Origin of the sequence: Dactylosporangium sp. NPDC006015, from assembly GCF_040614215.1 — a bacterium.
Taxonomy (GTDB): Bacteria; Actinomycetota; Actinomycetes; order Mycobacteriales; family Micromonosporaceae; genus Dactylosporangium; species Dactylosporangium maewongense.
This window is the reverse complement of record NZ_JBEXUD010000026.1, coordinates 1-25994: the sequence shown is the minus strand read 5'-3', so window position 1 is coordinate 25994 and position 25994 is coordinate 1. Positions and strand designations below refer to the sequence as shown.

The 25994-nt window shown below is 70.9% G+C and carries 19 protein-coding genes and 1 pseudogene; 7 read left to right on the top strand and 13 right to left on the bottom strand.

All coding sequences use genetic code 11. The annotated features are described in order from the left end of the window. Positions 1-15: 15 nt before the first annotated feature. Together ABZ321_RS35565 and ABZ321_RS35560 are read right to left on the bottom strand one after the other, a co-directional pair. Positions 16-1227: a DUF4407 domain-containing protein gene (locus tag ABZ321_RS35565; protein ID WP_354899585.1), complete on the bottom strand. Its 1212-nt coding sequence runs from the start codon at positions 1225-1227 to the stop codon at positions 16-18. A gap of 21 nt (positions 1228-1248) precedes the next feature. Further along, positions 1249-1776: a GNAT family N-acetyltransferase gene (locus tag ABZ321_RS35560; RefSeq protein WP_354899582.1), complete on the bottom strand. Its 528-nt coding sequence runs from the start codon at positions 1774-1776 to the stop codon at positions 1249-1251. Positions 1777-1957: 181 nt separating this feature from the next. On the opposite strand from ABZ321_RS35560, the gene ABZ321_RS35555 reads away from it, so the two are divergent. Then, positions 1958-3052: a helix-turn-helix transcriptional regulator gene (locus ABZ321_RS35555; RefSeq protein WP_354899579.1), complete on the top strand. Its 1095-nt coding sequence runs from the start codon at positions 1958-1960 to the stop codon at positions 3050-3052. A gap of 26 nt (positions 3053-3078) precedes the next feature. Here ABZ321_RS35555 and ABZ321_RS35550 read toward each other — a convergent pair whose 3' ends face one another. Continuing rightward, a complete protein-coding gene (locus ABZ321_RS35550; RefSeq protein ID WP_344501432.1) occupies positions 3079-3579 on the bottom strand; it encodes a GNAT family N-acetyltransferase in 501 nt (166 codons plus the stop codon). A gap of 287 nt (positions 3580-3866) precedes the next feature. Here ABZ321_RS35550 and ABZ321_RS35545 point away from each other — a divergent pair, with 287 nt between their 5' ends. Further along, entirely contained in the window at positions 3867-4583 is a 717-nt protein-coding gene (locus ABZ321_RS35545; protein WP_344501433.1) for a hypothetical protein, read from the top strand. 8 nt (positions 4584-4591) lie between these two features. On the opposite strand, the gene ABZ321_RS35540 is transcribed toward ABZ321_RS35545, so the two are convergent. After that, the gene (locus tag ABZ321_RS35540) at positions 4592-5650 is read right to left on the bottom strand and encodes a hypothetical protein (RefSeq protein ID WP_354899576.1); all 1059 of its coding nucleotides are present in this window, start codon (positions 5648-5650) and stop codon (positions 4592-4594) included. 636 nt (positions 5651-6286) lie between these two features. Between ABZ321_RS35540 and ABZ321_RS35535 the strand changes: the two genes are divergently transcribed. The 3 genes from ABZ321_RS35535 to ABZ321_RS35525 all read left to right on the top strand — a co-directional run bounded on the left by ABZ321_RS35535 (position 6287) and on the right by ABZ321_RS35525 (position 13039). After that, positions 6287-10657 carry a hypothetical protein gene (locus tag ABZ321_RS35535; protein WP_354899573.1) on the top strand — a complete coding sequence of 1457 codons (4371 nt, stop codon included), beginning with the start codon at positions 6287-6289 and terminating at the stop codon, positions 10655-10657. A 157-nt stretch (positions 10658-10814) separates the two neighbouring features. After that, complete coding sequence (locus ABZ321_RS35530) at positions 10815-12284, top strand: glutamate--cysteine ligase (RefSeq protein ID WP_344501436.1); 1470 nt, start codon at positions 10815-10817, stop codon at positions 12282-12284. Continuing rightward, complete coding sequence (locus ABZ321_RS35525) at positions 12278-13039, top strand: enoyl-CoA hydratase-related protein (protein ID WP_354899570.1); 762 nt, start codon at positions 12278-12280, stop codon at positions 13037-13039. Before ABZ321_RS35530 ends, ABZ321_RS35525 begins: the two co-directional genes overlap by 7 nt. A 295-nt stretch (positions 13040-13334) precedes the next feature. Here ABZ321_RS35525 and ABZ321_RS35520 read toward each other — a convergent pair whose 3' ends face one another. The 6 genes from ABZ321_RS35520 to ABZ321_RS35495 all read right to left on the bottom strand — a co-directional run bounded on the left by ABZ321_RS35520 (position 13335) and on the right by ABZ321_RS35495 (position 22488). Then, complete coding sequence (locus tag ABZ321_RS35520) at positions 13335-14552, bottom strand: glycosyltransferase (protein WP_354899567.1); 1218 nt, start codon at positions 14550-14552, stop codon at positions 13335-13337. A gap of 135 nt (positions 14553-14687) precedes the next feature. Next, positions 14688-16694, bottom strand: coding sequence for a glycosyltransferase family 39 protein (locus tag ABZ321_RS35515; RefSeq protein WP_354899563.1), 2007 nt, complete (start codon positions 16692-16694; stop codon positions 14688-14690). 122 nt (positions 16695-16816) lie between these two features. Continuing rightward, positions 16817-17512 carry an NRDE family protein gene (locus ABZ321_RS35510; protein ID WP_354899560.1) on the bottom strand — a complete coding sequence of 232 codons (696 nt, stop codon included), beginning with the start codon at positions 17510-17512 and terminating at the stop codon, positions 16817-16819. An 11-nt stretch (positions 17513-17523) separates the two neighbouring features. Next, entirely contained in the window at positions 17524-20013 is a 2490-nt protein-coding gene (locus ABZ321_RS35505; RefSeq protein ID WP_354899557.1) for an EAL domain-containing protein, read from the bottom strand. A 31-nt stretch (positions 20014-20044) separates the two neighbouring features. After that, positions 20045-21763, bottom strand: a complete 1719-nt coding sequence (locus ABZ321_RS35500) for a S8 family serine peptidase (protein WP_354899554.1) — start codon at positions 21761-21763, stop codon at positions 20045-20047. Between the two features lie 218 nt (positions 21764-21981). Further along, positions 21982-22488, bottom strand: coding sequence for a PaaI family thioesterase (locus ABZ321_RS35495; protein ID WP_344501443.1), 507 nt, complete (start codon positions 22486-22488; stop codon positions 21982-21984). Between the two features lie 66 nt (positions 22489-22554). On the opposite strand from ABZ321_RS35495, the gene ABZ321_RS35490 reads away from it, so the two are divergent. Next, positions 22555-23043 carry a helix-turn-helix domain-containing protein gene (locus ABZ321_RS35490; protein WP_344501444.1) on the top strand — a complete coding sequence of 163 codons (489 nt, stop codon included), beginning with the start codon at positions 22555-22557 and terminating at the stop codon, positions 23041-23043. Positions 23044-23091: 48 nt separating this feature from the next. Here ABZ321_RS35490 and ABZ321_RS35485 read toward each other — a convergent pair whose 3' ends face one another. Continuing rightward, the gene (locus ABZ321_RS35485) at positions 23092-23895 is read right to left on the bottom strand and encodes an SDR family NAD(P)-dependent oxidoreductase (protein ID WP_354899549.1); all 804 of its coding nucleotides are present in this window, start codon (positions 23893-23895) and stop codon (positions 23092-23094) included. Beyond that, positions 23892-24548, bottom strand: a complete 657-nt coding sequence (locus tag ABZ321_RS35480; protein WP_354899547.1) for a DUF998 domain-containing protein — start codon at positions 24546-24548, stop codon at positions 23892-23894. Before ABZ321_RS35480 ends, ABZ321_RS35485 begins: the two co-directional genes overlap by 4 nt. A gap of 167 nt (positions 24549-24715) precedes the next feature. On the opposite strand from ABZ321_RS35480, the gene ABZ321_RS35475 reads away from it, so the two are divergent. Beyond that, on the top strand, positions 24716-25678 hold the full coding sequence (locus ABZ321_RS35475; RefSeq protein WP_344501447.1) for a LysR family transcriptional regulator: 963 nt from the start codon (positions 24716-24718) through the stop codon (positions 25676-25678). Positions 25679-25712: 34 nt separating this feature from the next. Here the strand turns inward: ABZ321_RS35475 and ABZ321_RS35470 are convergent. Continuing rightward, a pseudogene (locus ABZ321_RS35470) lies at positions 25713-25994 on the bottom strand (chitinase); the annotation flags it as partial.

The window sequence follows — 25994 nt, the reverse complement described above, 5'->3', positions numbered from 1 at the left end:
CCCATTGCAAGCGATTCAGGAACTTCTGGACGAAGAGGGGAGGGACTGCTCCTCCAGTTCCGCCATGAGCCGCGCGGTCGCCTGCTCGACCGCGGCGTCGACGAGCCGGCGCTCCGCGACGATCGTGTCGAGGCCGTCGCCGGCCACCTCCTGTGCCGCGGCGGCGACCTTGAGCTGCTGCTCGTGGCGTTTCGTGGCGGTCAGCTCGCGGCGGCGGGCGTCGCGGGCCTCGGTCCGCTCGTACGCGTTGCCGTGCGAGACCAGTTTGAGCCACACCGCCGCGCAGTCCAGGCAGACCAGCAGCGCCGCGACGCCGAGGTAGAAGAACCCGAACCCCCAGAAGTCGCTCTTGACCAGGTGCCACATCGCGGTGGTCCGGGCGCCGAAGCCCGCGCCGGCCTCCACGGACCGCCGGTTGTCGGTGCGCTGCTCGGTGATCTGCTCGTTGAGCGCGGCGACCTGCTTCGCCCGGTCGAGGCGGGCGCTCTCCTGGGTCTTCTGCAGCGCGGCCGCCTCGTCGTCCAGGCGGGTCGCCTCGGCGGTCAGCGCCCTGGACTGCCGCACGAGCGTGTCGCAGAACCCGCCGGGCGGGCAGCCGGCCCGCTGGGTGACGCCGTCGGCGCGGGAGTCGGCGAGGGCACGGTCGTACACCTCGGCGGCCTCGGCCCGCTTCGTCGCGGCGAGCTGGTGCAGGTCGGCCACGGCCTTGTCGTCAGCGGCGTCCTGCCGGCGCAGCGCGTCGACCTGCCCGGCGAACGTGGCGATCGCGCCCGACTGCTCCAGCTGGATCAGCTGGCGGTTGTGCACGGTGCCGAGGTACGCGTCGATCTCGCCCTTGTACCTGGCGAGCATGAGCGGCTCGGTGATGACGACGGCGAACAGCAGGGCGAGCAGCAGCCGGCCCGCGTACAGGCCGAACGTGCCGCGCCGCAGCAGGTGCTTCGGGTCGGGGGAGTCGAGGTTGTCGTAGCTGACCGCGACCCGCCCGACGACGGCCCGGTCGTAGGCGATCACGGCGGCCGCGACCGGCGGGCCGACCAGCCACTGCCACCACGGGTGCGTGTAGTTCGCGGTGGCGTCGACGAAGGTCGCGGCGCCGACGATCGCGTACAGGCCGTACAGCAGGATGAACACCGCGATCGAGCGGTACAGCGCGCGGTCGGTGTGGGTCCGCACGCTGGCGGGGTTCACGTTGGCGACCCGGAGGAGCAGCGAACGGTCGGCCATGCGCCTGACGGTACGCGAACATTAGTCGCGTTTAAGGGGCATTTCCTGATTCAGCTCTTTCACCAGGATCCGGCACAACTCCGGTTCGCGCACCTCCCGCTCGTCCTTGAACACCATGTAGAACGTGTCGACGAGCCCGTGCGGCCACTCGGCGAACCCGAGCCGCAGATACAGCCGCTCGGCGCCGGCGTTGTCCAGCCCGATGCCCAGCGCCAGCTGCGCGTGCCCCCGCTCGCGCACGACCTGCTCGGCGGCGCGCACCAGCGCGGTCCCGATCCGCTGGTTGCGCAACCGCTCGACGACCCGCAGCCGGTTGAGCAGCGGCACGCCCGGCAGGTGCTTGCGCAGCTCGGCCTCTTCGGCGTCCTCGAACCACACGTAGACGCAGCCCACGACCTCGCCGTGCAGCCACGCCACCAGGAGGACGCCGTTGTCCTCTGCCTGTCGTGCCATTCGCTCGGCGAAGAACGAGGCATCGCCGAACGCGGCGACCACGAGGTCGAGCTCACGCCCGATCGCGGGCCTGACCTCCAGATGGTCCGACAGCACGCAGTAATACTGCCCTGTGTTTCCGGGTCGATCCGCGGATTCTGCCCTGTCTGACGTCAACTTGAACTTCAGTCCTGGCTGAAGCGCGAATCGACTGAGGATTGCCGACGACGTATTTGCTGTGGTGAAATCCGTCAGGAATGTTCATCCACATTCTGAAGTCCAGAACGTAAGGATGCTGATGGCGGCGCCGACATCGAACGCGAAAGCTCGCCTCGCGGCGCGGCTGAAGTCGCTGCGGACCGACGTCGGCGGCGCGGGGATCACGCAGGGTCAGCTCGCCAAGGCCCTCGGCGTCAGCCCGCCGCTCATCTCCTCATGGGAGTCGCCGGGCAAGCCCGACCTGCCGCCGACCGCCCGCATCAACGCCTATGCGCGGCTGTTCTGCACCCCGCGCTCCTTCACCGCCGGCCGCGTGAAGCTCATCGGCGAGGACGACCTGGACCGCGACGAGCAGGCCCGCCGCCGCGAGCTGGAGGAGGAGCTGCTCGCCCTCCGCGACGCCGCCAACGGCACCAGCGGCGGCGCCCGCCCGGTCCGGCCCGCCGACGAGGAGCTCCGCCGCCTGCACAGCGGACCCCTGTTCTTCGCCGACGGCCGCCCCATCACCATCGCCTGCGCCCGGCTCCCACCCGAGTTCCGGCGCAACATGCCCTACGTCGACCCCGCCGAACCCGACTACACCGAGTCCTACACGTACGCCGACCTCGACACCCTCCTCGAACTGCACGGCCACCTGCGCGCCGCCAACCCGTTGAGCCAGGTCCGGGTCCGCGCCGACGACGCGCTTTCGGCCGACGACCTCACCACCCACCTCGTCGTGCTCGGCGGCGTCGACTGGAACTTCCTCACCCGCACCCTGCTCAACCGCCTCGACGTCCCCGTCACCCAGCACGACCGGCTGGGCGACGACGAGACCGGCGCCGCGTTCCAGGTCTCTGCCGGCGACGACACCCACGTCTTCGCGCCCACCCTCGTCGACGGCCAGCTCGTCGAGGACGTCGCCCACTTCTACCGCGCGCCCAACCCGTACAACCGGCTCCGCACCGTCACGATCTTCAACGGCATGTTCGCCCGCGGCACCTACGGCGCCGTGCGCTCGCTGACCGATGCAAGGTTCCGCGACCGCAACGGCGAATACCTCGCCACCCGGTTCGCTCAGCGGGACACCTTCAGCATCCTGACGACGGTCCAGATTGTCAGGGGCGAGGTCTTGACCCCGGACTGGACGGCTCCTGAGAGCCGGCTCCACGAATGGCCGCCAGAAGGTAGATAAATCCGGTCATGAACGGTGCTCTGCCGTCAGAGATGCTTTTCCATCACCCGGCATTGCTCGGGGACCCGGACTTCGCGACCGTCGACGGTCGCGATATAGAATGTGTCAAGCAGGCCATAGGGCCATTCGGTGTATCCAAGACGACGATAGAAACGCTCCGCGTCGATGTTGTCGAGGTCGAGGCCCAGCGCCATGCGGGCGCATCCTCGGTCGCGAGCGACGTTTTCCGCGGTTTGCATCAAGCGGCGCCCGATACCCTGCCTGCGCAGGTGCTCAACCACCAGGAGACGGTGCAGGACAGGCGTGCCCGGCCGGCGCTCGCGAAGCTCCGCCTCGTCCGCCTCTTCGAACGAGATGTAGACGCAGCCCACGGCCTCTGCTTCGCGCCACGCCGCGAGCAGGACTCCGCTGCCGCCGGCGAGCTGCCGCCGGCGATCTGCGACGAACGAAGCGCCACCCAGCGCTGCGACCACTCGATCCGTGTCGGTGTCCGTCGCTTGCGTCATCCGCACCTGATCAATCGGCATCCCACAATGATGCCTGCATGCGAGGTGGGTGTCTGCCCCACCGAGGGATGGGTTCCGCTGGGTGGCATCCGCGCGCTAAGGTATTCGTAGGTTCTGATCAGGCGGAGGCGCTCATTCACCAGGAAATGGTGCCCGAGGAAAATGCCAGGGCTGAAGCGCGGCATCAATGCTCTCCCCGTCCACCGCTCCGCAGATCGGTGCGGGTTGGTGCCCCGTCGGCCTGGCGATGTGTGATCTGCGGGCACGAATACGCGACCTCACCCGACGGCGGTTCTCTGGAATCTCGGGTGATTCCGGGTGAGAAGGACTGGGCCGGGCCTGTCGTGCGGCAGTTCGCTGATGCCGGCCTTCATGTCGTTGATCGATGGGTCGCGCTGGCGGGCACCGCGTCCTGGACGGAGCACGACGCGGCGGAAGAAGGTTCGGTACTCCGCCGTTCGGCTGAGCTGTGCGCTGCGCGTGATGACGCGGCGACCGGAGATGCCGACCTGTTGCTGCTGACCCAATGGCTCGTCCATGCGCCGGCCAGGTCGACGATTGTTGCGATGTTCTCCGCGGAGCGAGGACTGCGAAACCTCGATCGTCTTCAGGTTGAGGACGGCGCGGTGACCTACGCGGATCTGCATCTCGGTCCGGCCGTCGACATCGCGGTTGATCTTGCTGGTGTCCTGGCCGGCGGCGTAACCGGAAATCTCGCGTACGACCTGTTGAAGCATGCGGTCGTGAGCTTTCGCGGACGGAGGTCGGCACCGGGGCGATCGGATGCGACGGCCGACACGCCCCTGGCGCGGGCTGAGGCGCTGGCGGCGGCGCTCGGTGCCGTCACCGATGCATGGCCCGAGCACGCACCACACGTGGATCGGTTCGCCGTCCGGCAGGAGCAGCGCACCGCGACGGGCATGTGGCGGTTCGTGCTGGTCAGGTCGCGCGACATCTTCACCGTCCATGTCCCACCTGGTGAGCCGTCCTTCGACCGTATTGAGGTGCATCGGCGAGCCGGCTAGCCGGGGCATCAGACGCGGGCACGTGTTTCCAGTGTCTCGAGCCACGGCCCGGCATGCTTCCCGAGTGCCTGCACTGGGCGTTCCAGCATTGTCTGCCAGGTCTCATGGTCGCGGATCAGCTGGGTGGTATAGCCGGCCAACTGCGCCGGCAGTTCCGGAGCATGGCAGGCTGCTGCTTCCGCGACGCAACGCGCGGCAGCGGCGTGACGCCCTGCCTGCAGCTGGACCGCGAGCTGGACGAGCAAGGTCATCCGATCGCATACCACGTGCCGCCAGAAGTCGATCTGCGTCTGGATGTGCAGCCGCTCGCTGTCCAGTTCCGCCTCCATGAGGCCAGTCGCCAGAAGCTCGCCGAACTCCTGGCGTGCCGCCAGCGACGGCGAGGCGAAGGTATCCGCCCGTCGAGCGCGCTGGTGCAGGGTTGTGCCCACGGGAGTGACGCCGGCGCCGCCGAGTGTTGCCGAGGTCATGGCGAACAGCAGGTCTTCGTTGTACAGGGCGGGGAAGAACGAAACGGCTGACCGGCAGTCGATTGCCATCGCTCCGGCGCCGATCAGCGAAATGGTCGGCATGCCGGCGGTCGCGCAGGCGTGACCGACAACGGACCGGTCGTGCGCGTCCACGAATGCCCATGCCGCGATCTGTGACGCGGTCCCACTGCCTCGCCCGGCGAGCGCCTGCCGCGTGGCGTCGAGGTGGTCGCTGCCGAGCGGGTCGATGTCATCGTCCATGAAGAGCACGTGCCGCCACCCAGCGGCTCTCGCCAGGAGCATCCCTGCGTTCCGTTTCGCCGGAGTGTCCCGATGGCGATCCGCGGACCCATGATTCGACGTGGACAATGCCGCGGTCGGGTCCCACGCTTCGGGCAACGTCAGCCGCGCCGCACTGCCCGAGTCGAGCGCCGCACGGAACGCGACGCTGTCCGCCGGCGGCGCCGCCACGCCGTCCGGCGAGTCCAATACGACCAGTGGAGCCCCTGCGGCAGATGCGGTGCGGATCGCGTTGTCCACAGGCGTGGCCGGGTCGCGGCGCGGCACGATGACGGCGTCGATCTTCGGTGCCGCCACTGCCGGAGGCCTGCGTGCCGGGGCCGGGGAGGCTACGAGAACGTCGCGGATCGCCGGGCGGGGTGCTCGCGGCGCCGGCCCTCTGGTCATGATGTGGAGGCTCGCAGCGGAGTTGTTTGCGGCCACGGCTGGAGCCGGATGCCCCCACTGCAATCGCCGGCCTCGCATTCCAGCAACTGCCGCGAGCAGCCCGATCGACGCGGCAATTGTCGTGCCGCCATGAGCGATGTCCAACAGTCCGAGCACGGCGGCCTCCGCTGCGAGTTGGTTTGTCCACCACATCAGCGGGCCGCGATGTTGTCACTACGGCCGAAGGCTTCCGCCGGCGACGTGCGGGAAGTGATGATCGTCAGGAATGTGTCAATATCGGATCAAAAAGTTGGTGACAACCGCAGGTGCCTGTGGTCTCGTGTCGTCGAGGTGATGCCGTGACGCGGTTAGACTATTTGGACAGACCGATGCACAGCATGGTGACAGTCGCCGTCGCATCAGGAGGTAACACATCGTGACACAAGCGCGGGATTATTGCGCGCCGTGGCGACCAGAAAGCGATTTGAAGGCGTTCCGGGTGCGGGTTCCCGCGCAATGTGTCGAGATCGGGTTCGATGCGGGATTTCCGCCCTCCGGCCGTCCGAAATGACCACGGAGCGCCCACGTCGCGTCGTGGTGATTGCCCCGAGAGAATATCCGGCATTCGACGACGAGTTTCGGATAGCGCTCGACGAGCAGGTCGATGTCGTCGTGAGCTGGTTCGGCGAATCGAGCGTCGAAAGTGAGGCCTGCAGGCTGTCGATCCTGCATCCGCACAGCTTGGACGAGCTGGAAGACCTCGTCCGGTCGGAGGGTCTGGCAGGTCTCCACCGTGACCAGCCGACCGTCCTGTACATCACAGGGCACGGTGTGCAGGACTCTTCGCGCCGCCACTTCCTTCTGCTGCCAGGCTCCGAAGAGGCGAACCTGCGCAACACGGCGCTCGTCACGGCGGACCTCGTGGAGCGTGTCCTGTCGTCGAGTGCCGAGCAGATTCTCGTTTTTGTCGATTCCTGCCATTCGGGCGCGCTGCACGCGGAACTCGCCGAGCGACTGCGGTCGCTGCCCCTCGATCGTCGGCGTCTCAGGACACTTGCTGTCATCACGGTCGGTGACTTCGACGAGAAGCCCCGCGTCGGCGAGTTCGCCGCGGTGTTGGCCAGGCTGTATGAGCGGTTCCGCAGCCCGCAGAGCGGTTATGCGCGGCGATACCTGTCGTTTCAGGACTTCGCGGTTGAGATGGCGAATCTCTTCCAGGAAGACGACTCGCTCCTCGAGCCGTTGTGGGTGTGGCCGCGTTCGTCGCCGACCCCTGCGACCACCCGGTGTATTCCGAACCCGGGTTACCGGCCGGTCGGTCCACCTGTCGAGGCGGTCCGCCGGCAGCTCGCACAGGAGTTGTCCGCTCTGCCGTACTGGAGCTCGCGTGCCTCGGGTCGGTACTCCGACGAGCCGAGTGCCTGGTATTTCTCCGGACGCCGCGACGAGTTGCGAGTCCTGTGTGACTTCCTTGCCCGCGGGTCTGGCGTTGTCGTCGTCACCGGCGAGGCGGGCAGCGGCAAGTCCGCAATTCTGGCCCAGGTGACGGTGCTGAGCGACCCGACGTTCCGCGACGATCCGGCCTTTCACGAGGCCGTACGGAACCTCGGCGCGGATGCGGTTCCGCCGCTGGGGTCGGTGGACGTGGCCCTGTACGCGCGAAATTCCACCTTCGGCGATCTGGCTGCTCGGCTCGCCTCGTTCCTCGCCGTGGAGCCCGACACCCCCACCGACGGCACTGTCCTCGACACCATCGTCGAGCGGCTTCGCTCCGAGGACCGGACGATCTCGATCGTCATCGACGGTGTCGACGAGGCGGCGCAGCCCGAGCTGATCGTATCTGGCCTCCTGGGCCGGCTCCTGGCGGTCGCGAACGACGCAGGCGAGCCGCTCGTCCGCCTGATCGTCGGTGTCCGGTCCGACCGCCCCAGCGGTGCCGTCCTGCGCGGCGCGGGGCTGCAGGGCCTGCTCATGAAGGTGGCGGAAAACGTCCGCCCGGATGCCGTCTGGGCGCTGATCCGGACAGACTCGACGGCCGACGTCGCCCATGACATCACGGAATACGTGCAGCGGATTCTGTTGTCCGGAGAGGACTTGGACCGGCTGCCGGCAAGCCGGCTTCGGGAGACGCTCAGGACCGCCGAACTGATCGCCGAAGAAGTCAGCCCATCGTTTCTGGACGCCCGGTTCGCCGCCGCACGACTCAAGATGTCAGGCAGAAGGCCCGAAGGGTCATCCGCCGCCTTCTTCGGCCGCCTGCGCGCCGGCACCGTCTCGCTGTTGAAAGCGGACATCCGGGAAGAGTCGCAACGGCTCGACCTCGCGGTCGATCACGTGGTCGCAGTGCTCCGAGCCGTCGCCTTTTCGTTGGGAGCCGGCCTTCCATGGGCCAATGTATGGTCGACCGTCGCCGCTGCGCTCATGCCGGACACGGATGCGAAAGCCGCCGGAATCGACATCGACGCAGTCATCGCGGCGGTGCAGCACGGCCGTCTCTCGGGATATCTGGCGTCCGATGTGGAAGACGATCGCCTGGTCTACCGACCGGCGCACGCAAGAATCGGCGAGATCCTCCGTCGAAATCCGGAGCTCGTGGTGGCAACGCTTGCCGGCGCGCCACCGATGGACGATCCCTCAGCCGATCGGCACGGCCACGCCGTCGTCGCCATGGCGTTGCTGTCGCTGCTCGACGAAGGAGGCGCACTTCAGGCGCCACATGCTTACGTCAGGCGGCATCTTGTGCGGCACGCGGCTCTCGGTGGCGTCCTCAGCGACACGGTCGTTCCCCCGTGGTTTCTGCCTTGGGAATCAGGAGGCGACGTACGTCGCCTCCTGGCGCGGGCGGGGAGCGCATCGGATGCGGCCGCTCTGGAGTCCTGGGCGCTGGTCGAGTCGCTCATCGATGACGCAGACACCGCGTCCCGCGAATCCACGCTGGCATTCCAACTGAAGGCTGCGGGGCGACGCAGTGCGCTCACCGGTCTTCGTCCGATGGTTACCGCCGACTGGGTGCGTTGGCGTGACGACTTCACGAGGGTCGGCAACTGGGGATGTCCGACCTGGGCGCTGGCGACGTTGACCGGCGAGGACGGACAGTGCATCGTTGCCGCGTCAGGAGCGGACGGCGGCATCAAGCTGCTGGAGTTCGACACCGGCCGGGAACTGTGCCCGACGCTGCTGGGGCACGTCAGCCGTGTTCGGGCCTTTGCGCAGGCGAGGCGCGAGGGTGCGGACGTCCTGCTGTCCGGGGCCAACGACGCCACGGTCAGGGTCTGGCAGATCGCCACTGGCCAGCCCGTCTCCGTGCCGCTGGCGGGTCATCAGAGTCCGGTCACCGCGTTGACCGTCGTCCGTCTCGGCGACATCGACATCGTCGCGTCCGGTTCGGAAGACGGTGCGGTGCTGCTGTGGGACCTGACGGCCGGCGAACGTTTCGGCGACCCACTGGTCGCCTCCGGGCCGGCCATCCGGGCGCTCGCGGGAGGATGGGCGGACGGGGAACCCGTCGTCATCGCTGGTGCAGAGGACGGAACGATCCGCCACTGGCGTGTTTTGGAGGGCACGCAGCCGGGCGTGCCGATCGCTGCACACGCCAAGCCGATCAGGGCGATGGCGACCGTGTGGTCCGGCGGCCGCAATGTGATCGTCTCCGGTTCGGAGGACGGCACCGTCGCGATCTGGGACCTTGAAACGGGGGCGCCAGTCGGGGCTCCCTTCACGTCGCATCGCGCAGCCATCTGGAGTGTCAGCATCGTGCAGCGCGACGGCAGGCCGACGGTGCTCTCGGCGGGAGCAGATCGGGAGATCCGGGTTTGGGATCTCGAAACTCGTGTGGAGCTGACGCCTGTCTGGACAAGTCACGAGCGGGGCGTCCACGTGCTGGCGGCGGCGCTGAGAGACGGGCAGCCGGTGGTGGTCTCGGCGTCGCTGGACACCACGGTCCGTAGGTGGGACGTGCAGAATCTCCGTGAGATCGATGGTCCACTACTGGGCTCGCCGGACGTCATCAATGCCATCGACGTCGGCACGCTTGCGGGGAAGCCGGTCGTCGTGTCGGCCGGCGGCGATGCTTCCCTCCGGATACTCGACCTCGACTCAGGTGCGGCGCTCCATCGAATCGCCGTCGGGCACAGCCGTGGGGTGAACGGGTTGAGCACACGACGGCATGGCGCGTCGCTGATTGCGGTGACGGGGGCGGAGGACGGACTGGTCATTCTCACGGAGGCATTGGCCGACGGCACCGCGACGAGCAGGTCGTTCGACGGTGCCGGCGGGCCTGTGAACGCGGTCGGGACCGGCTACGTACACGATGACCTCGTTGTGATCTCTGCTCATGAGGACGGAGCCGTCCGTCTGTGGCGCGTGGCGACCGGCGATCCGTGGTGTGCGCCGATTCGGCACCATGACGGCCCCGTTCGCGCGCTTCGCGTCGTGGAGCGACCCGGCGGCACGCTGATCGTGACCGGTGGTGACGATGGCGTCGTATGTATCTGGGACGCAGCGACCGCATCGCTGACGGTGCCGCCGCTGACCGGTCACGACGACTGGATCCTGGACCTCGCAACGCTCGACATCGGCGATCGGACAGTCGTTGTTTCCGGTAGCGACGACCGGAGCATTCGTCTTTGGGATCTCGACACCGGCGAGCCGGTCGGGCCACCGCTGCGTGGGCATACGGGCTGGGTCAACGCAGTTACCGCCGGTGTGGTGGCAGGGCGGCCTGTGATCGCATCGGCGTCCGATGCCCAAGACGTCAGATTCTGGGACGTCGAAACCTCGACCGAACTCCACCGTGTCGTCGTTGGTTCTCCAGTGCTCTCGATGACCTTCAGTCCAGCTCCGGACGAAGACACGCAGATTCTGTTGATCGGCGGCATCGCCGGTACGGCGCGATTGCGCCTCGACACTGAACTGTTCGGGTCCCTCGGTACACCGTGATGACGGAGCTTCTGCGTCGGCTGGGCCAGCACTCCAGGCCACGCCGGCACATGGGCATCGAAAGGCGACCTGAGCCGCGTCAGGTTGAGATGCAGGAGTAAAAAACCGCGACTCGTGGTATGCCAGATGAACCGACGGCTTCGGAGGTGGACGGCCCATGGGCAAGGACGTCGAAACGACCGAGTTCAGCCGCGAAGACCGGATGCGGTACCGCGACAAGGTGCGTCAATGTCTCGACGCGTTCGCGCGCATGCTCTCGGACGCGCACTTCGAGGACGGCGACGGCATGAGCGGGCTCGAGATCGAGCTCAACCTCGTCGACGAGCACCACGACCCGGCCCTGCGCAACCAGCGCGTGCTCGACGCCCTCGCCGACCCGGCGTTCGTCACCGAGCTCGGCCAGTTCAACATCGAGATCAACGTGCCGCCACGCCGGCTCGCCGGTGACGGGCTCGCCGGGTTCGAGGAGCAGGTCCGCGCCAGCCTCAACGCCGCCGAGGAGCACGCCGCCGGCGTGGACACCCGGCTCGCGATGATCGGCATCCTGCCCACCCTGCGCCGGGACCAGCTCACGCCCGACGTCCTGTCGGCGAACCCGCGCTACGCACTGCTCAACGAGCAGATCTTCGCGGCCCGCGGCGAGGACCTGCTCATCGCGATCGACGGCGTCGAGCGGCTCCACGTCCGCTGCGACTCGATCGCGCCCGAGGCCGCCTGCACCAGCGTCCAGTTTCACCTGCAGGTCAGCCCGCAGCAGTTCGCCGCGCACTGGAACGCCGCCCAGGCCATCGCCGGCGTCCAGGTCGCCCTCGGTGCCAACGCGCCTTTCCTCTTCGGCAGCGAGCTGTGGCGGGAGACCCGCATCCCGCTCTTCGAGCAGGCCACCGACACCCGCGCCGAGGAGCTGAAGTCCCAGGGGGTGCGCCCCCGCGTCTGGTTCGGCGAGCGCTGGATCACCTCGATCTTCGACCTCTTCGAGGAGAACGTCCGCTACTTCCCCTCCCTGCTGCCCATCTGCGAGGACGAGGACCCGATCGCCGTCCTCGACGACGGCGGCGTCCCGAAGCTCGGCGAGCTCCGCCTGCACAACGGCACCGTGTACCGCTGGAACCGCCCCATCTACGACGTCGTCGACGGCAAGCCGCACGTCCGCGTCGAGAACCGCGTCCTCCCGGCCGGTCCGACCGTCGTGGACAGCATGGCCAACGCCGCCTTCTACTTCGGTCTCGTGCGCCGGCTCGCCGAGCAGGACCGGCCCGTCTGGACCCAGATGTCGTTCGGCGCCGCCGAGGAGAACTTCCACAACGGCGCCCGCCACGGCATCGACGCCTCCCTCTTCTGGCCCGGCCTCGGCTCCGTCCCCGTCACCGAGCTCGTGCTGCGCCGCCTCCTGCCCATGGCCCGCGAAGGCCTCGACGGCTGGGGCGTCGACCCCGCCCACCGCGACCGGCTCCTCGGCATCATCGAGCAGCGCTGCCTCACCGCCCGCAACGGCGCCTCATGGCAGGTCGACACCGTCCACCGCATCACCGGCGCCGGCCAGATCGACCGCGACGACACCATGCGCAAGCTGCTCGAGGAGTACCTTCCACGGATGCACTCCAACGTCCCCGTCCACGAGTGGTGACCGCTTCGGGCGCCGGTTCCGGCGTCGAGGCGGTCCGGGTTTCGGTCGACGGCCCGGTGGCGACGCTGACCATCGACAACCCCGGCAAGCGCAACGCGATGACCGCCGCCATGTGGCGCGCCGTGCCGGTCCTGCTGAAGGACCTGGAGGCTGACCCGGCCGTCAAGGTCCTCGTCGTCGAGGGCGCCGGCGGCACCTTCTGCGCGGGCGCCGACATCGACGACGCCGCGGCGATCGCCGCCGACGGCGAGGACAGCGTCGCCGTCCAGGCCGAGCTCGCCCTCGCCGCGTTCCCGAAGCCGACCATCGCCCGCATCGACGGCTTCTGCGTCGGCGGCGGCTGCCAGCTCGCCGTCGCCTGCGACCTGCGCTTCGCCGCCGCCGACAGCCGCTTCGGGATCACGCCCGCCAAGCTCGGCATCGTCTACCCCCGCTCGACGACCCGCCGCCTGGCCGACCTCGTCGGCCCTTCCCGCGCGAAGCTGCTCCTCTTCACCGCCGACCTGATCGACGCCCCGGCCGCCTTCGCCATCGGCCTCATCGACGCCGTCGTCGCTCCGGACGCGTTGGCGGCGTCGGTACGGGACACCGCCGCCACCATCACCACCCGCTCCCAGCTGAGCGTCCGCGCGGCCAAGGCGTTCATCGACGGCCGGGAAGGCCCCGCCCGGCAGGACCCCGCCGAGGTGGCGGAGGGCCTGGCCGCCTTCAGAGACCGCCGCCCCCCGACCTGGCCCTCCGACTACCCGGCGTAGCCTCCCTGTGCCGCTCGGTGCCCCAGGCATTCGTATTGCGGGCAGGCTAAACTACGGACAGCGACGACGCCGGAGATCAATTTCCTGTCGTGGGCTAAGGTCCTGGAGGAAGCGGAACCCAGGGCACGCGACCTCGGGCGGTGGCCTCGTCGGTGACGGGCCGGGCGTCCAGTGGGGCGGCCAGCAGGGTGCCGAGCTGCCGGGTGAGCGCGTCGAGCCGCCGGGCGGGCGCCGTGCCGGCGATCGGGATCCGGTGTGGGGACGGCTTGTGAGAGGCGCCGGTGTAGCCCGGGTATCAGGCCTTGCGGAACACCCAGACCCGCATCAGCACGAACCGGAGCACGGTCGCGGCCAGGTTGGCCAGGACGAGGACGGCCACCTCCAGCAGGTGCGGGTGTGCTGGCGCCACCGCGTCCAGCGCGACCAGCGAGCCCGACGTCAGCGCGAGGCCGAGGGCGAACAGCAGTAGGCCCTGTGCCTGGTGCCGGCCGGCGTGGGCGGTGCCCCGCACGGCGAAGGTCAGCCGCCGGTTGAGTGCGGTGTTGCCGACCGCGGTGATCAGCAGGGCCGCGAAGTTGGCCGCCTGCGCGCCCGCCGCGGGGCGCAGGAGCGCGAACAGCAGCAGGTACGCGACCGTCGACAGCACCCCGACGCCGGCGAAGCGCAGCAGCTGCGACGGCATCGACGCCGGCACGCCCGCGGCGGCGAGCGGCTCCCGGCCGAAGCGGGAGCGCAGCGACTGCAGCGGCAGCGAGCCGTCGACCAGGCCGCGGGCGAGGCGGGCGATGCCACGGAGGTCGGCGAGCGCGGTGGCGACGATGTCGACGCGGCTGTCGGGGTCGTCGATCCAGTCGACCGGCACCTCGTGGATGCGCAGCCCGGCCCGCTGCGCGAGCACGAGCAGCTCGGTGTCGAAGAACCAGCCGGTGTCCTCCACCAGCGGCAGGAGCTGTTCGGCGACGTCCTTGCGGATCGCCTTGAACCCGCACTGCGCGTCGGAGAAGCCGACCTGCAACGTGCCGCGGAGGAGGATGTTGTACGAGCGGGAGATGAACTGCCGCTTCGCGCCGCGGACCACACGGGAGCCGCGGGCCAGCCGCGTGCCGATCGAGACGTCGGAGTGGCCCGACAGCAGCGGGGCGACCAGCGGCAGGACCGCGTTGAGGTCGGTGCTCAGGTCCACGTCCATGTACGCGAGGACCGGCGCGTCGGAGGCGTCCCACGCGGCCCGCAGGGCCCGCCCGCGACCCTTCTCGGTCAGGTGCACCACCTCGACGCCGGCCAGCTCGCCGGCAAGGGTGGTGGCGACCGCGAGCGTCCCGTCGGTGCTGGCGTTGTCGGCGACGGTGATCCGGAAGGGGTACGGGAACGTCGCGCTGAGGTGGGCGTGCAGCCGGCGCACGCACGGGCCGAGGTCGCGCTCCTCGTTGTACACGGGGACGACGACGTCGAGGACCGCGCTGGCGGCGGTGACGTCGGTGGTTGCTGCGCGCGGGAGCGTCGTTGTCGTCATGCCAACCAAGTTCGGCTCCGTTGCTTCCGGCAGGTTGTGGCGATCCTGTACCCCACCTGTGAAAGCGAGCCGGCACCCCGGCTGCGAAGAGGGCCGCCCCGGAAACGGGACGGCCCTCGTGGACGGGAGGCGTGGTCAGGACAGGTCGTACACCGTGACGCCGCCGACCGTCTGCGCCGTGTAATTGGCGGCCACCCACGCGGCGATCTCCGCGCTGACGCTGCTGCCGCCGTTGCTGCGCCCGCCGACGCCGGCACCGCCGATGAAGTAGTGGATCTGGCCGTCGGCGACGTACTGCTGGAACTGTGCGAGGCTCGGCGCCGGGTCGCTGCCGTTGAAGCCGCCGATCGCCATCACGGGAAGCTCGGTCGCCAGCTGGTACCCGGAGGCGCTGTTGGACCCGACGGCCGCACCGACCCACGTGTACTTGGCCGCGTCCTCCCGCAGCAGCGCGACCAGCTCCGCGCTGGGCGTCGTGGCGTTGAGCAGCCCACCCATGCCGCCCCCGCCCATGCCGCCACGCTGGCCCGCACCGCCGCCGCCGGGAAAGCCGCCGCCAGTGCCGGCGGGACCGGGGAAGGTGCCGGTGCCTCCTGGGAAGCCGCCGTTCCGGGAAGGGCCGCCGCCCGTACCGCCGCGGCCGCCGCCGCCCGGGAAGGAGCCTCCGGCGACCGCCGGACCCGCCGTGACGATGGAGCCGGAGTGCGGGGTGGCGATCGTGTTCAACGAGTAGGCGACCGGCCCGCCGAGCACCGCGAAGAGCGCCGCCGCGGCCGCCGCGAGCGAGACCCGCCGCCCGATCCCGCGGCCGAGCTGCTGGCTGACCAGCAGGCCCGCCGCGCCCGCCGCGCCCGCCGCGCCGGCCAGCAGGACCGCGACCTTCAGCCACGGCTGGAAACCGGTGGCGCGGGCGAGCAGCACGTAGGACCAGATCGCGCTGACCGCGACCGCCGAGGAGAGGGTGAGCAGCGCGTACACGTTGCCGCGGCGGCGCCACAGCGTGGCCGTGCCCATCGCGACCAGCGCGCCGATCGCCGGCGCCAGGGCCACGGTGTAGTAGTCGTGGAAGATGCCCTGCATGGTGCTGAAGACGACGGCGGTCACCACCAGCCAGCCGCCCCACAGCACGTAGGCGGCCTTCCGCGTCGACCAGACCAGGCCCGCGACCAGGAAGATCAGCGCCGCCGGCAGCAGCCACGACGCCTGCCCGCCGGTCTGCCCGTCGAAGAGCCGCGACCAGCCCGTCTCGCCCCAGCGGCCACCGTTGGCGCCGCCCCCGCCGCCGACGCTGCCGGTCTCGTTGCCCGTGATGCGGCCGAGGCCGTTGTACCCGAGGGTCAGCTCCAGGATCGAGTTGTTCTGCGACCCGCCGACGTACGGCCGCCACGACGCCGGGATCAGCTCGACGGTCGCCACCCACCAGCCGGCGGACACGACCACCGCCGCGCCCGCGACCAGCAGCTGCACGAGGCGCCGCCCCCAGCCGGTCGGCGCGAACAGCAGGTACGCCAGCGCGAACGCCGGCACCACCAGCAGCGCCTGGAGCATCTTGGTCAGGAAGCCGAGGCCGACGCTGCCGCCGGCGAACACCAGCCACCAGGTGCTGCCCCGCTCCAGCGCGCGGACCATGCCGTACACGCCGGCGACGAGCAGCAGCATGAGCAGGGCGTCAGGATTGTTGAACCGGAACATCAGCGCCGCGATCGGCGTCGTGGCGAGCACCGCCCCGGCCAGCAGCCCGGCCGCCGGGCCGTGCCAGCGCCGCACCGTCGCGTACAGCAGCCAGACCGTCGCCACCCCGATCAGCGCCTGCGGCACGAGGATGCTCCAGGAGCTGAGCCCGAAGACGCGCACCGACAGTCCCGTGACCCACAGCGCGCCGGGCGTCTTGTCGACCGTGATGAAGTTCGACGCGTCGGACGAGCCGAAGAACCACGCCTTCCAGCTCTCGCCGCCCGCCTGCGCCGCCGCCGCGTAGAAGGCGTTGCCCCAACCCGATGCGCTGAGGTTCCACACGTACGCCACCAGCGTGCCGACCAGGAGCACCCCCAACGCCGGCCGGGCCCAGACCGGATCCCGGGGCGGCGGCGTCTGCGGGGGCGTGTCGGCAATGTCAGCGGGGCGGACCAGCGTCGTCGTCATGTTCCCGAGACTGCGGCCCGCCCCTGCCAGCACCTTGGGCCCCACCTGTGCGCCACCTGTGAGTCCCGGTCGACCGTGGCGGACCGGTCCACCGTGGCGGACCGGTCAGCGGGACGGGGCGGTCAGCGGGTCGGGGGAACGGGGATCCAGGTCCAGGTGGCGGAGGGGCCGGGGGTGGTGGCGAAGTCGTACCGGACGGTGTCGCGGCCCAGGGCGACCAGGCTGGCGGAGCCGGAGCCGTACTCCAGGCCGTCCACCTCGTGGCGCACGAGCAGCGTGCGCGGAGCGGCGCCGGTGAACGCGCCGCCCGCGAGCAGCGGCACCCAGTCGCCCCAGGCCTCGCGGGTCGGGGTGTCCGGGTCGAGGGGAGGGGTGGCGGCGGCGTGGAGCGGGGCGAAGTCGTTGACGTCGACGCCCTGGTTGACGATCACGTGGTCGCCCGGGGGCAGGGTGTGCGTGGTGAGGTCGGTGCCGTTCCAGGACAGGACGGTGACCTCGGCGGGCGTCGCCCGCACCAGGTGGAAGGCGTCGAAACCGGAGAGGTCCTGCGGCAGGGGGGTCAGCGGGAGGGCGCCGCGGGTCGGGCGGTCGCCGAGGGGCGGCAGGGGCGGGAAGCCGTTCAGCAGCGCGGTGACGGCCGGGGCGGCGGGGTCGACCGCGAGCCAGGTGCCGCCGCCGGTGCTGTCGCGTCCGCCCCAGAAGCCGGGCCAGTGCTCGGCGGGCGGCTCCCAGGGGCGGGCGAGGTACTCGTCGCGGACCGCGGCCAGCAGGACGGGGAAGGTGGCGGCGGGGTCGAAGCGGAGGAGCACGGTGCACATGCGGGAAAAGGTTATGCCTGTCCGAGTTGCGGCACCCGTGCGGCCAGCCAGTCGGCGAACTCGTCGGCGGGCAGGGGCTTGGAGATGAAGTAGCCCTGGACCAGGTTGCAGCCCTCCGTGCGCAGGTGGTGGAGGGTCTGCTCGTCCTCGACGCCCTCGGCGACGACCTCCAGGTCCAGGGCGTGCCCGAGCTGGACGGCGGAGCGGACGACGGCACGGTCGCGGTGGTCGACGGCGATGCGCTGCACGAAGGACTTGTCGATCTTCATCTCGTGGATGGGGAGCTCGCGGAGGCGGCCGAGGGAGGAATACCCGGTGCCGAAGTCGTCGATGGCGAGCTTGACGCCGAGGGCGTGCAGGCGGTCGAGCGTGACGAGGCTGTCGGCCGGGTCGTCCATGATGCTGCTCTCGGTGATCTCCAGGGTCAGCGCGCTCGCCGGTACACCCGCCTGACCCAGCAGCCGGGCGACGATGTCGGGCAGGTCGGCCTCCTGCAGGCTGTTGGGCGACAGGTTGACGGCGACGTGCATGTCGTGCCCCATCCGCCGCCACGAGGCGCAGCGGCGCAGCGCGACCTCCAGCACGTGCAGGGTCAGGGGCCGGATCAGGCCGGACGTCTCGGCGAGGGGGATGAACTCGTCGGGCGGGACGAAGCCGTGCGCGGGATGGTGCCAGCGGGCGAGGGCCTCGGCGCCGCGGACGATGCCGGTGGCGGTCTCCAGCTTCGGCTGGAAGACGACGACGAGGTCGTGCCGCTGGATGGCCTCGCGCAGGTCGGCGACCATGGCGAGGCGCCGGGGGCTGTTGCGGTCGTCGTCGGGCTGGTAGACGCGCACCCCGGTGCGGGTGGTCTTCGCGACGTACATGGCGACGTCGGCGCGCTGGATGAGGGTCTTCGCGTCGTGGCCGTGCTCGGGGGCGAGCGCGATGCCGATGCTGACGCGGGCGTTGAGGCGCAGGTGGCCGATCGCGATCGGTTGCTCCATGGCGGCGGCGAGGTCGTCGCCGATCGCGACGGCGACCTCGCGGGTGCGGATGCCGGGCAGCAGGACGGCGAACTCGTCGCCGCCGAAGCGGGCGACGGTGCCGCGGTCGCCGAGGCGGCCCTGCAGGCGGTCGCCGACCTGCCGCAGGAGCGTGTCGCCGATGTCGTGGCCGAGCGCGTCGTTGACGTCCTTGAAGCGGTCGAGGTCCATGAGCAGCATCGCGACCGGGGTGCCCTGGGCGCGCAGCGCGTCGGTGAGCGACTGGAAGCGCTGCCGGTTGGGCAGGCCGGTGAGCGGGTCGTACAGCGCCAGGTGCTCCTTCTCCGCGACCTCCCGGCGCAGCTCGTCGAGGAGCCGGGCCTTGGCGAGCGAGAGGCTGGCGTGGTTGGCGAGCGCCTGGAAGAGGCGGACGTGATGCTCGCCGAAGGTCGGGATGTCGGGGAGGCTGTCGGCGACGAACAGCACGCCGGTCGCGCCGTCGTTGAGCGGCACGGGCACCGCGATGCCGTCGACGATGGAGCCGACGACGCGGCTGCCCTTGGCGACCAGGACGGGGGTGCCGGCGCGGGCGGGCTGCCACCACGCGGTCTCCGGCAGGGCGTCGATGACGGTCGTGTCGAGCTGGTGCCGGCCGTGCATGCGCATCCGGATCTGGGAGCCGTCGGCGCCCGGGATGATCAGCTCGGCCCGCTCGGCGCGAAGCTGGTCGCGGGCCTGTTCGAGCACGATGCGGGCGACGCCGCCGGTGTCCAGGACGCCGTCGACGGCGCGGGTGAAGGCGTAGAGCTCTTCGACCTGCTCGTGGCCCTGGCTCTGGCTGACGTAGGAGCGGTAGGCCCGGTACGTGACCGCGGAGACGATCGCGAGCAGGGCGATCGCCCGGGGGTCGCGGTCGATGGCGAGGGTGCTGATCAGGCCGATGCTGGTGGTGATCGCCACGAGCGGCAGGCCCTGCAGGGCGCTCGGCAGGCGTTTCCACTCGCTGGGGTCGTCGTGCAGCGCGATCACGGCGGTGACCAGCACCGCGGCGACGACGTCGGACATGAGCATGACGAGCAGCACGTACAGCCACTGCATCGGGCCGACGTCGGGCAGGGTGGGGCCGGTGAGGGCGCGCAGCATCACGGACGCCGCGGTGGTCTGCACGCCGAGGAGGGCGACGTTGAAGCCGAGCTTGACGCCGCGCTGGCCACGCAGGATCACCAGGCCGAGGCCGCCGCCGAGGAGCCGGACGGTGAGCAGCAGGGTCGGGTCGACCGAGAGCAGCCCGAGGACCATCGGGATCTCGCTGAGGCTCATCGCGTGGCCGCCGCGGCGGACCCGGATGTGCACCGCGAACCCCTCGGTGACCGCGAACGCGACGGCGAGCAGGATCAGCGGCAGGGCATCGGGGGACGCCGGAAGCCCGCCGTGGTGGATGCGCAGACCGTGGGCCACGACGGTGGCGACGCCCAGCCACAGGCTGAGCGCCGCCACCCGTGCGTCCGGGCGCGTCCACGCGCGTGCTTTCTTCATGACCGTCCCGGAATCGCCCTTTTCATGAGGGTTACTGCCAGATGGAGCTTGACCAGTAGCTTCCACTCCAAGTTCGGCCGCTCCAGGTGCTACCTGACCAAGTTCGGCCACTCCATGTGCGGCCGTCCCACACGGCGCTGCTCCAGGTGCGCCCGCTCCAGGTGCGCCCGGACCAGCTGGTGCCGGACCAGCCGACCGCGACCCAGCTGCGGCCGGTCGTGGCCGTGCCGCTCAGCGACGTGCCGGTCCAGGTCGCGCCGTTCCAGGTGCCGCCGGTCCACGCGGTGCCGGCGGTCGATGCCTTCGCCCACGTCGACGGCGTCCAGGCCCGGCCCATGATGTCCGTCTCGCCGGTCAGCTCGGTGCCGGTGACCGGGTCCGCCACGTGCGCGGAGCCGCGGGAGGACTCCAGCGTGCCGGTGCCGGTCGACGCCGCCCACGTCTGCGTGGCGGCGGGCGTCGGCGCCTCGATCGCCTTCTTGATGTTGAGCTGGCCGGAGCCGCGGCCCAGCACGTCGCCGGCGGTCATCGCGTCGGTGGTGCTGACGAGCAGCTTCTTGACCTGGTCGGGCGTGAGGTTCGGGCGCTGCTGCAGCAGCAGCGCCGCGGCGCCGGACGTGATGGCCGCGGCCTGCGAGCTGCCGCTGCCCCGGAAGTACCGTCCGGTCGTGTCGCCCGGCACGAGCCCCGTCGGGTAGTTGACGTCGACGTAGGAGCCCGGGTCGCGCAGGCCGACGATCGAGCGGCCGGGCGCGGTCAGGTCGGCGGAGCGGGTGGTGTTGCCGCGGGTGCTGAAGTCCGCGAGGACGTCGTCGGAGCGGGACTCGGTGCCCTTCGAGTCGGCGGCGCCGACCGCGATGACGTACGGGTTGGCCGCCGGCATCGACAGCGCGGTGCGGGTCTTGCCGTCGTTGCCGGCGGAGACCACGACCGTGATGCCCTTCTTCCAGGCCGCCTCGACCGCGTGCGACAGCGGGTCGAGCTTCTCGTCCTGGTAGCTGTCGGTGCCGAACGACAGGTTCAGCACCTTGATGTTCAGGCCGGGGTCGTTGCGGTGCGTGACGACCCAGTCGATCCCGGCGATGACCTGCGAGACGTCGGTGGCGCCGTCGGCGGTGGCGACCTTGACGCTGATCAGCGTCGAGGTGGGCGCCATGCCGGTGAAGTTGGTCGGCGAGTCGACGGTCATGAAGTTGGTGCCCGGGTCGCGGGCGGCGATCAGGCCGGCCATGTGGGTGCCGTGCCCGAACGTGTCGGCGTAGCGCAGGTTGGGCGACTGCGACTCGAACGACAGGTCCGGCCCGTTGACGATCCGGCCCGGGTCGTTGAGCCCGGTGACCTGCGAGACGCCGGAGTCGATCAGGGCGATGCCGACGCCGGCGCCGCCGATCGGGCGGCCGCTGGAGTCGGTCTTCTTCCACACGTCCAGCGCGCCGGTCGCGCGCACGACGCTGAACATCGAGTTGGCGTCGCCGTCGGCGCGCCATCGTTCGGCCTGGAGTGCCACCTCACCGTCGAGGGTCACGGACCGCACGCCGGGGGCGGCCCTCAGGGCGGACAGTTGCGTGTCCGGTATCTCGGCCGCGAAGCTCTCCACGATCGACAGCGCCCGGCCGACCTTCCCGCCGGCGCGGTCGACCGCCCGGGCTGCCGCGTCGGCGTCGTCGTAGGCGACGATCACCCGGGTCAGCTGGTCGGCGGCCGATGCCGCCGGTGGTGCCGAGGCCGCCGGCGCGCCCGGTGCGGCCACGCCGGCGATCGTGATGATCGCTGCCGCGGCGGCTCCCAGTGCGCTCCGGTTTCTGCTTGGCATTCGGTCCCCTTCCATGGGTCGACGACTCGCCGTGATCCATGGTTGAGCAGCCGGTAGCGTGGCGTTGTCACCAGGTCGGACACTCTTCGCTGATCAAGCCTCACGCAGCGTGGTGTCGGTCACGCTGCTCCAGGTGCGGCCTCCAGGTGCGGCCTTCAGGTCAGGTCGAAGATCATGCAGCTCGACGTGGCGTGGGCGACCATGCCGCCGCGGGCGTCGGTGATCACCGCCTGGGCGAGGGCGGTCCGCCGGCCCTTCGACAGCACGGTGCCCTCACAGGTCAGGGTGCCGGACGCGATCGACGCGGGGCGCAGGAACTTCGTGCTGAGGTCGAGGGAGGTGTACCCGACGCCGGCCGGCAGCGTCGAGTGCACGGCGCAGGCGGCGGCCGTGTCGAGCAGCGTCGCGAGGACCCCGCCGTGGATGCTGCCGAGCGGGTTGTAGTGGAACTCCTGCGGTTCGAGGGTCACGACGACCCGGCCCAGCTCCGCCTCGATCCGCCCGGCACCCATGAGGTGCGTGATCGGCGGCGCCGGCAGCTCGCCGCGGGCCATCGCCCGCAGCAGCTCCAGGCCGCTGCGCCGGCCGAGCTCGGCCGCGTTGAGCATCGGGTCGGACCACGTGAACGTGCGGCTACGGACCTCGTCCTGAGTCTGCGTCATGGATGCAGCCTGTCGGGCGAGAGCTGGATCTGTCAACCAGACTCAGGTGCGGGTTAGCCTGACGGGATGAGACCTGCGGCACTGGACTGGTCGGTCGACAACTGCACCATCGGCGCGGCGATGGCGATCCTCGGTGAGAAGTGGACCGTCGTCGTGCTGCGCGAGGTCTTCAACGGCATCCACCGCTTCGACGACATGCGGGAGCGCACCGGCATCCCGCGGCAGGTGCTGACCAACCGCCTCGGCATGCTCGTCGACAACGGCGTGCTGCGCCGGGTGCCGTACCGGGAGCCCGGCTCGCGGGTCCGCGACGAGTACCGGCTCACCGAGAAGGGCTTCGACCTGTATCCGCTGCTCGTCGCCGTGCTGGAGTGGGGCGACCGGTACCTGGCCGGGCCGGAGGGGCCGCCGCTGGAGACGGTCCACCGCGGCTGCGGCGCGCCCGTGCACGCCGTGCTGGTCTGCGAGTCCGGCCACGCCCAGGTCCCGCCGCGCGACGTCGTGCCCCGCCCCGGCCGCGGTGCCCGCCGCCGGCTCGCGGTCGCCGACGCCTGACGGTCTCCGGCTCGCGGTCACCGAAGCTTGACGGCCGCCGGCTCGCGTTCACCGAAGCTTGACGGCCTCCAGGGAGGACGCCCAGAGGCGGGCGGCCCGCGCCGGTGAGGTGGAGCGGGGCGTCGCGGCGAAGGGCTGCCGCAGGAAGTAGTAGCCGCCGGGCACGAGTGCCTCCGCGGGCGCGCCGGCCAGCCACAGCAGGGTGTCGGCGGCCTTCTGCGGGGAGCTGAACAGGACCGGGATCAGCTTGCCGAGCATGAAGAGCGGGCTGGTGGTGGCGAACCGGCTCCGCACGAGACCCGGGAAGAACGCCACGGGCAGGACGCCGCGTGCGGTCCAGCGCCGGGCCGCCTCCAGGGTGAACAGGATGTTCGCCTGCTTCGAGGAGCCGTAGGCGAGCCACCGGCTGCGGTGCCAGAGTGAGGCGCGCAGCGGCCGGTCGACGTCCAGCACGCCCCAGGCCTCGGCGAGGGACGCGGTCGTGATCAGCCGGGCGGGGTCCCGCAACCGGTCGAGCAGCAGGTGGGCCAGCTCGAACCCGGCCAGGTGGTTGACCTGCAGGCAGGTGGGGCCGCGGAAGAGGCCGCCGGCGTTGTTCACCAGGACGTCGATGCGGTCGCAGGCGGCGCGGACCTCGGCGGCCGCGGACCGCACCTGGGCCGGGTCGGCGAAGTCCGCCCGCACGGCCACCGGGTCGGCGGCGCCGGCCTCGCGCACGGCGTCGAGGGCGGCGGCCAGGCGTTGCTCGTTCCGGCCGAGGAGGATCAGGTGGTCGCCGGCGGCGGCGAACCCCTTCGCGGCGGCGAGGCCGATCCCCGCGCTCGCCCCCGTGACGACGACGGTGCGGGTCACGGCTTGGCGCGGACGTGGACGGCGGCGGTCTGCACCAGCCATGCCGACACGGCGACCAGGGCGGCCCGCTCCATCAGGCCGGTGAAGAGACCCCGGCCCAGGAACAGGATGCCGATCGCGGACAGGATCAGCGGCGGGAACGCCAGGAGCACCCCGAGCCGCCCCGTACGGCGCAGCGTCGAGTGATCGGGCTGGGTGGCGTACACCAGAATCGCCAGCGCGAGGAGCAGCAGCGCGCCGATCGCGCCGGCGGCGTGGACCAGGTCCCGCGGCTGGGGCGACTCATACGGCGGCAGCGGGCACCCCGGGGAGCAGGTCACCGCGCCCGCGACGGCGGCCAGAGGCGCGGCCAGGGCGATCGCCGCCGCGGCGAGCCCCGCCGGCACCAGGGCGGCGACGCGCCCGGGCACGAACGGGAGCGCGACGAGGGCGTGGCGGGCGGTGTGCCGGGCCGGCACCGCCAGGAACGCCAGCGACGCCGCCAGGAGCAGCATGCTGACCCGGTAGAGCGTCGGGTGGGGCGCGCCGGCGACGCCGGACTCGCTCACATAGCGCCACGGCGCCGAGCCGGCCACGGCGAAGGCGAGCCCGATCGCGCCGGTCGCCGCGGTGACGGTGGCGGCACCGGCGCACCAGCGGCGGGGGGAGAGCACCCGTCCAGGGTACCCAGGCGGCCCGGTTCCATAGCATCGCCGCATACCCGCCCCCCGTATATGATGATCGACCGGCACGTTTCGCAGATGTGTCGATCTGCGAAAACGGTGAGGCTCGATGGCTTTGGGGTCTTCTCCCCATCCGGCGGAGGTCCTACCGTCTGCATATGGATCTGGAGCTGCGGCACCTGCGGGTCGTGTGCGCGATCGCGGATGCCGGCAGTGTCACGAAGGCGGCCTCCGTGCTGGGCCTCGCCCAGCCGGCGTTGACCGCGCAGTTGCAGCGCATCGAGCGGGCGCTCGGCGGGCTGCTGTTCGAGCGGGACCGGCGGGGGGCCCGCGCGACACCGCTGGGTGAGCTGGTGCTGGCGCGGGCCAGGGTGCTGCTGCCGGCCGTCAAGGGGCTCCAGGACGAGGCGACCCGGCTGGCCAGCACGACGGACCGCGCCGGGCGGTACCGGATCGGTGCGGTCAACGGCCCGATCCTCGGCGGCCTGGTGCACCGCATCAGCAGCAACCATCCGGGTGCCCAGGTCAGCACGCACGCGTCGTGGTCCGCCGCCGAGCTGGGCGACCAGGTGCTCGCCGGCAAGCTGGACTTCGTCCTGGTCGGCGCCTGCGGCGACGCGCCCCCGGCGACCGACAACGGGCTCGCCTGGCGGGCCGTGGCCGCCGACCCGGTGTTCCTGCTGCTGCCGGAGGGGCACCGGCTCGCCGACCGCGACGAGGTCGACCTGGCCGAGCTCGCCGACGCCCAGTGGGTCGCCGCGCCCGGCGACGGCTGCTTCTCCTCCTGCCACGCGGCGGCCTGCGCCAGGGCCGGGTTCACGCCCCGGGTCCTGTTCGAGACGGAGGTCCGCGGCGCGATCGACCTCATCGAGTCCGGCGACGCGGTCGGCCTGTGCCAGGCGACGCTGCGGCCGATGGCGGGCCTGGCCGCGGTGCCGATCGCGGGCGCGCCGCTGCACTGGCGGCAGATGCTCGGCTGGCTGCCCGACGGGCCCGCCGCCGACGTGGCGGGGCAGGTCTGGGCGTATGCGATCGAGGCCTACGCCGACGCCGTGCGCAAGAACGACCGCTACACGGCCTGGCTGGGGCGCCACCCCGACAGAAGAGGGCTGGCCCTGTAGCAGGACCAGCCCTCGCTGTGCTCAGTTCGCGCGGTTACCCGGTGAACGTGGCGGTGATCTGGGTGAACTGCCAGTTGTTCTGGGCGATGCCGCTGCAGTTGGAGACGACGCCGCCGCCGGGGCAGGGGCGGTCGCGGTTGACGGACCAGAAGGCGAGCCGGGCGAGGTGCTTGGACTGGGCCCAGTCGCGGATCTGCTGCCAGTACGCGACCGACGTCAGCTCCTGCTGGTCGGACAGGCCGTTCATGCCGGAGATGCCCATGTGCCGGTAGGCCTGGTCGTCGGTCCAGCCGAACGCGGTCTTGAGCATGGTTTT

What these genes read in the sequence shown, in the direction of transcription:
- ABZ321_RS35530 (WP_344501436.1), top strand. Translation starts at nt 10,815, where the DNA reads ATGGGCAAGGACGTCGAAACGACCGAGTTCAGCCGCGAAGACCGGATG.
- ABZ321_RS35555 (WP_354899579.1), top strand. Translation starts at nt 1,958, where the DNA reads ATGGCGGCGCCGACATCGAACGCGAAAGCTCGCCTCGCGGCGCGGCTG.
- ABZ321_RS35565 (WP_354899585.1), bottom strand. Translation starts at nt 1,227, where the DNA reads ATGGCCGACCGTTCGCTGCTCCTCCGGGTCGCCAACGTGAACCCCGCC.
- ABZ321_RS35550 (WP_344501432.1), bottom strand. Translation starts at nt 3,579, where the DNA reads ATGCCGATTGATCAGGTGCGGATGACGCAAGCGACGGACACCGACACG.
- ABZ321_RS35490 (WP_344501444.1), top strand. Translation starts at nt 22,555, where the DNA reads ATGAGACCTGCGGCACTGGACTGGTCGGTCGACAACTGCACCATCGGC.
- ABZ321_RS35510 (WP_354899560.1), bottom strand. Translation starts at nt 17,512, where the DNA reads ATGTGCACCGTGCTCCTCCGCTTCGACCCCGCCGCCACCTTCCCCGTC.
- ABZ321_RS35505 (WP_354899557.1), bottom strand. Translation starts at nt 20,013, where the DNA reads ATGAAGAAAGCACGCGCGTGGACGCGCCCGGACGCACGGGTGGCGGCG.
- ABZ321_RS35475 (WP_344501447.1), top strand. Translation starts at nt 24,716, where the DNA reads ATGGATCTGGAGCTGCGGCACCTGCGGGTCGTGTGCGCGATCGCGGAT.
- ABZ321_RS35535 (WP_354899573.1), top strand. Translation starts at nt 6,287, where the DNA reads ATGACCACGGAGCGCCCACGTCGCGTCGTGGTGATTGCCCCGAGAGAA.
- ABZ321_RS35515 (WP_354899563.1), bottom strand. Translation starts at nt 16,694, where the DNA reads ATGACGACGACGCTGGTCCGCCCCGCTGACATTGCCGACACGCCCCCG.
- ABZ321_RS35495 (WP_344501443.1), bottom strand. Translation starts at nt 22,488, where the DNA reads ATGACGCAGACTCAGGACGAGGTCCGTAGCCGCACGTTCACGTGGTCC.
- ABZ321_RS35520 (WP_354899567.1), bottom strand. Translation starts at nt 14,552, where the DNA reads ATGACGACAACGACGCTCCCGCGCGCAGCAACCACCGACGTCACCGCC.